The organism is Microcystis sp. M53602_WE12 (assembly GCF_030065455.1).
GTDB lineage: Bacteria > Cyanobacteriota > Cyanobacteriia > Cyanobacteriales > Microcystaceae > Microcystis > Microcystis aeruginosa.
Genome location: NZ_JASJFB010000834.1, coordinates 1 through 5093, shown reverse-complemented (window position 1 = coordinate 5093; position 5093 = coordinate 1). Strand labels below are relative to the sequence as shown.

Annotated in this window: 7 protein-coding genes and 1 pseudogene; all 8 read left to right on the top strand. The window is 39.4% G+C overall.

From position 1 onward, the window contains the following. Nucleotides 1–521 precede the first annotated feature (521 nt). Nucleotides 522–1457, top strand: a complete 936-nt coding sequence (locus PX482_RS25595) for a metal ABC transporter solute-binding protein, Zn/Mn family (RefSeq protein ID WP_002757443.1) — start codon at nt 522–524, stop codon at nt 1455–1457. A 10-nt stretch (nt 1458–1467) separates the two neighbouring features. Beyond that, the gene (locus tag PX482_RS25590; protein WP_002757445.1) at nt 1468–2163 is read left to right on the top strand and encodes a metal ABC transporter ATP-binding protein; all 696 of its coding nucleotides are present in this window, start codon (nt 1468–1470) and stop codon (nt 2161–2163) included. 143 nt (nt 2164–2306) lie between these two features. Next, nucleotides 2307–2405, top strand: a pseudogene (locus PX482_RS27920) (DUF29 family protein); the annotation flags it as partial. 187 nt (nt 2406–2592) lie between these two features. Further along, nucleotides 2593–2850, top strand: coding sequence for a DUF4160 domain-containing protein (locus tag PX482_RS25585; protein WP_002757447.1), 258 nt, complete (start codon nt 2593–2595; stop codon nt 2848–2850). Beyond that, complete coding sequence (locus tag PX482_RS25580) at nt 2804–3142, top strand: DUF2442 domain-containing protein (RefSeq protein WP_288025648.1); 339 nt, start codon at nt 2804–2806, stop codon at nt 3140–3142. The genes PX482_RS25585 and PX482_RS25580 overlap by 47 nt, the downstream gene beginning before the upstream one ends. A 216-nt stretch (nt 3143–3358) precedes the next feature. Then, nucleotides 3359–3643, top strand: a complete 285-nt coding sequence (locus PX482_RS25575; RefSeq protein WP_288025645.1) for a DUF1214 domain-containing protein — start codon at nt 3359–3361, stop codon at nt 3641–3643. 103 nt (nt 3644–3746) lie between these two features. Next, nucleotides 3747–4484: a hypothetical protein gene (locus PX482_RS25570; RefSeq protein WP_002757449.1), complete on the top strand. Its 738-nt coding sequence runs from the start codon at nt 3747–3749 to the stop codon at nt 4482–4484. 303 nt (nt 4485–4787) lie between these two features. Next, nucleotides 4788–5021, top strand: a complete 234-nt coding sequence (locus PX482_RS25565) for a hypothetical protein (protein ID WP_288025639.1) — start codon at nt 4788–4790, stop codon at nt 5019–5021. Nucleotides 5022–5093 lie beyond the last annotated feature (72 nt).

The window sequence follows — 5093 nt, the reverse complement described above, 5'->3', positions numbered from 1 at the left end:
TTTGGGCTTTATTTGACTTGACCAGAGGGGGGTCGCAGGCGCACGGATTTTCCATTATGTAAGAAATTATCTGTCAAGTCGTGGGGTTTTGTCAAGCTTTTTGGGAAAAAAAATTAACCGATAGTCAAGGGGAGAAAATTGTCGGCAGAGTTAAGCTCTACTGAATTGAAACTGCCTCTTGGGAGTTTTAGTACAAATGCTCAGGCTTCCTATCCCTGCTCCCAACTTCGGTGCAGTCTTAGCAAGTATTAGTTATCAGTTTTCAGTTCACCCACTACTTTTTGGGGTTAATTTTTTTGGGCTTTATTTGACTTGACCAGAGGGGGGTCGCAGGCGCACGGATTTTCCATTATCTATATAATATCATGTCAAGCGTTAGTTAGCAAGAGAAAATTTTTTAATTGGGAGCGAAAGATCGAAGGACGAAAAACCAGTACATCTATACCAAAATATTTTCAGAATGATAACGATTCTCACCGACTGTGATAAGATCAGAATCATAATCAGACTCAGTTAATCCGATGGGTAAAAATTTCCAGTTAACAGCGATCGCTTTAACCCTGACTATAGCCAGCTTAACAGCTTGTAGTGGTCCCTCGGTCAAGGAAGAGGAAGCAAAGACACCCTTACAGGTGACAGTGAGTATCGTACCGCAGGAATATTTCGTCAAACGCATCGGCGGTGATAGAGTTAGTGTTAATGCCATGATTCAACCCGGGACAGATCCCCACACCTATGAACCAAAACCCGAACAATTAAAAACCACAGCCCAATCGCAAGCCTACTTTAAAATCGGTGTATCCTTAGAAGATGCCTGGAAAGATCGCTTAAACAGTGTTAACCAACAGATGTTAATCATCGATACCAGTCAAGGGGTAGATAAAATCCCTTTGACAGCAGAACATAATCACGATCATGATCACGATCATGATCACAGCAAGGAAGAAAAACATCAAGCTGGAAAAAACACCCTAGATCCCCATATTTGGTTATCACCAAAACGAGTCAAAGCACAAGCAAAGACTATTTATCAAACCCTAGCACAACTCGATCCCGGTCAGGAAGCTATCTATCGGGCTAACTTGGAAAAATTCAGTCAGGAATTAGACGCATTAGATCAAGAAATTCGGCAAAACTTGGCAGGGGTCAAAAACCAAAAATTTATGGTTTTTCATCCCGAATGGGGCTATTTTGCCCAAGATTACGGTTTAGAGATGATTGCGATCGAAATCGAAGGCAATGAACCCAGTGCTGCCCAGTTAAGTCAACTAATCAAACAGGCAAAAAAAGAGAATATTAAAGTTATTTTTGCTCAACCGGAATTTAGTCAGAAAAGTGCCGAAACTATTGCTAGGGAAATTGGGGGACAGGTAATCCTTATCAGTGCCTTTGCTCAAAATTGGAGTGAAAACCTGCGACAAGTTTCCCAAAAAATGGCCACAGTTTTAAATCAGTAATTGTTTGTATATGTCAACGATCATTACCATTAGTAATCTCTGGGCCGGCTACGAACAGGAACCCATCCTCGAAGATATTAATTTAACCATTGAAGAATTGGATTTTCTGGGAATTATCGGCCCGAATGGAGGAGGAAAAACTACCCTCCTTAAGGTTTTACTGGGATTAATTAAACCTTGGCGGGGAGAAGTCAGTATTTTGGGGCAAAGTGTCCAAAAAGGTCGGGAATTAGTCGGTTATGTGCCGCAGTTTGTCGAATGCGATCGCTCATTTCCCATCACTGTGGGTGAGGTGGTGAAAATGGGGAGATTGAGCAGCAAAAAACTCTGGCAAGGCTATAGTAAAAAAGATGAGGTAAGGGTAGATAAAGCTTTAGATAGTGTGGGAATGTTAGCGTTGAAAAAAAGGTCGATTGCCGAACTTTCGGGAGGACAGCGCCAACGGGTTTATATCGCTCGCGCTTTAGCGGTAGAACCCCGTCTCTTGATTTTAGATGAACCCACTGCCAGTGTCGATCCCCAAATGCGTGCTAGTATTTTTTCCCTGTTGCAAGAATTGAATGAGTGGATAACTATTTTAATTATTTCCCATGATCTGGGAACCCTATCTACCTATGTTAAATCGATCGGTTGTCTCAATCGTCGTCTCTATTATCACGGCCAAAAATCTCTCACTACCGCTATGTTAGAACAAGTGTATTGTTAAAAAGTTTCTCCCTTTCTACTGTCAAAACCCTTGACAAATCCCCGCCCTTGACATATACTTATATATAGAATGGGAATCCTTGCCTGCCTGCAAACCCTCTTTTTTTAGGTTAGATAAGCGTCAAGAAAATAAAAACCTAATACCTGACCAGCGCTAAAGACTTATACGAACAAGACTATCTTGCTTGGTTAGAAGAAACGGCCAAACAACTGGGACAAAGACAGACAGATGTATTGGATTGGGGAACCAACAGAGACAAAAATTATTATTATTAGTTGTGAATTTCATTATGACTAGGCTCAATGTAATCGCTGTTATCTTGTTGATTAAACTTTAAAATTGTCATTGCTTGGGATAGGAACGCCAAGGGCGATCGCTTACAATAGGGGGCAAACTTTTAGAAAGCAACCTTTATTACTATTCTTACTCATGCCCACTCTATCAAGCTTCTATGGAATAAAAATCACCATGAACTATAACGATCACAATCCGCCTCCTATCCATGCCGAGTATCAAGATTATGAAGCGGTTATAATGATTAACACAGGTGAAGTTTGTGGTCAAATGCCCAAAAGAGGACTAAATTTAGTATGGGAGTGGCTTGATCTACACCAATCTGAACTATTGGAGAACTGGGAAAATGCGCGTCAAAGAAAACCTCTTAACAGAATCGATCCCCTTCCCTAAAAAGGAGCTATTTCTTCATGTTATCTGTGTGGAATATCTGGATAAGTATCAATTAAAGCTAACCATTAATAATGGAATAGAAGGGATTGTAGATTTAGAACAAGAATTGTATGGAGAAATCTTTGAACCCTTAAAAGATAAAAGTTTATTTCAAAAAGTATATGTAAATAGTCGGACAATAGAATGGCCAAACGGAGCAGACTTTGCCCCTGAATTTTTATTTGAAATTGCCCTCGACAAGCAACCGGTTAGTATAGTCGGTGATCCTGTAGGGTACGCTAATGAAATGTAACGGACCAAATTGTTTTTTTAACAATAATTATCTGATTTGCGATTATTTTGGACTTTAGTGCGATCAGGTTTTCTTCTCATGGTGTGATCGCTTTTTGATCAGGAGTGGCGATCGCTAATTGCCCTCTTGACTTAAAAAATAGTTACTTAACGCGCTTTTTTGCTTTTAATCATGATGAATTTGTAATTATTCTACGTTACGCTAACACATCCTCGCGTGCTACTATTCTGGTCAGTGATTCTTGACAGTAACCAGACGCGATCGATGATTCAGACGGATCAACAGTTTCCTAGTGTCGGTAGTCAGACAAAGGGACTTTTGGTTAATGCCGATGGCTCTGTGGATATCTATTTCGGGCCGAAACCGCCTGCGGGTAAGGAGAATAACTGGGTGCAGACAAATCCGGGCACGGGTTGGAATACGATTCTTCGACTTTATGGCCCGCTTGAGCCTTGGTTTGATAAGACTTGGCGACCAGGGGAAATCGAGTTACTGAAATAGTCCTATTGAGAATATGGCTGAATCGCCGATTTGTTGCTTGGGTTGAGGTGATACAATACAATATTGCCTTTTTTCTGGCTAATAAAATTGGCGATCATATTTCATGACTTTTTACGAATGTATGACAACTAATATAACTCAACAAAATAACCAAAATAATTTTAGTTTTGCCAAGTTTAAAGAGCAAATAACTGCTCGTAGAATTGACCTAAATAAAGCTATAGATAAAGTTAAACAAGACCATTATGTTAAAGAAGATAAGCAAAAAAAAGAACTATCCCCAATTATATTTGAAAAATCATTATTCCCAGAGTTAGTAGATCAAGATAACTGGAGACATGAATTACTACAAGATCTAGCCCAGCAGTGGGAAAGCCTAGCTAATCTTTCTATTATTTGTGAAAAAGAAGCAAGGATAGCAAGCAAGAACAAAAGACAATATCGTTTTTGGAGAATCTTAGTAGGATTGACAATAACACTATTTTCTGCTTTATGGTGTGCTCGAAACCCTAGGAATGAAAACAGCAATAGCCCTCTAAGCAGAAGAAGCTTTCTCATTGGAGCCTTAACAGGATTAGTGGGGATATTTACTGCTGGCGGACCTTTAGTAGATGCTGTTAATGATTTAATAGAACCAGAAAGACATCGTAACCGAGCGATAGGCTTTAGAAGCTTAAAAATCGATACCGATAGTCAGATGCTCAACATCGAAATGATGATTTTTTATGACCTCTCCAAAAAAGAATTAAACTTCTCAGCCTTCTACCAAAAATTTAAAGCGATCAAGGAAGAGACCAATCGTATTTACAAAAAATCCTATGAATTGGGTATAAATATTTAGTACGATCACCGATCTTGTAGTGCGATCACTTTTGGGAGGTGAAGAAGAAAGTAGCGATCACTTTTTGTGATGAGGAGGGGTGATCTTTTTTTGGGGAATGAGGAGAGGCGATCACTTTTTGAGGAGGAGGAGGGGCGATCGTTTTTTTGATGATGGGGAGGGGCGATTTTGAGGAGGAGGGGCGATCTTGTAGATTGGGTTGAGGTGACGAAACCCAACATTACCTTTTTCCCAAATTACCACCCAATATCTGAGTTATAATTAATACCATCAATTCTACACCTTAATCAAATAATTTAACTTATGTCTGCTACAATTCGTGAAGAACTTCACCAACAGATTGACCGATTACCTGATGACATTGTTGAAAAAATTGCCAACTTTACCCGATTAATTTCCCCTGAGCTAAACAACATTTCAGAATATACTAATTGGCAAGATGAAGACTGGCAAAAATTTTCATTAGAGCAATTTTTCAAAGAAGAAGATGAAATTGAATATTCCCTAGCAGATGCTCAAGAAATTTATCAACCATGAAACCAGGTGATATTGTTCTAATTCGTTTTCCTCAAGCAGACTTGAAATCAGGAAAACTACGTCCAGCTTTAA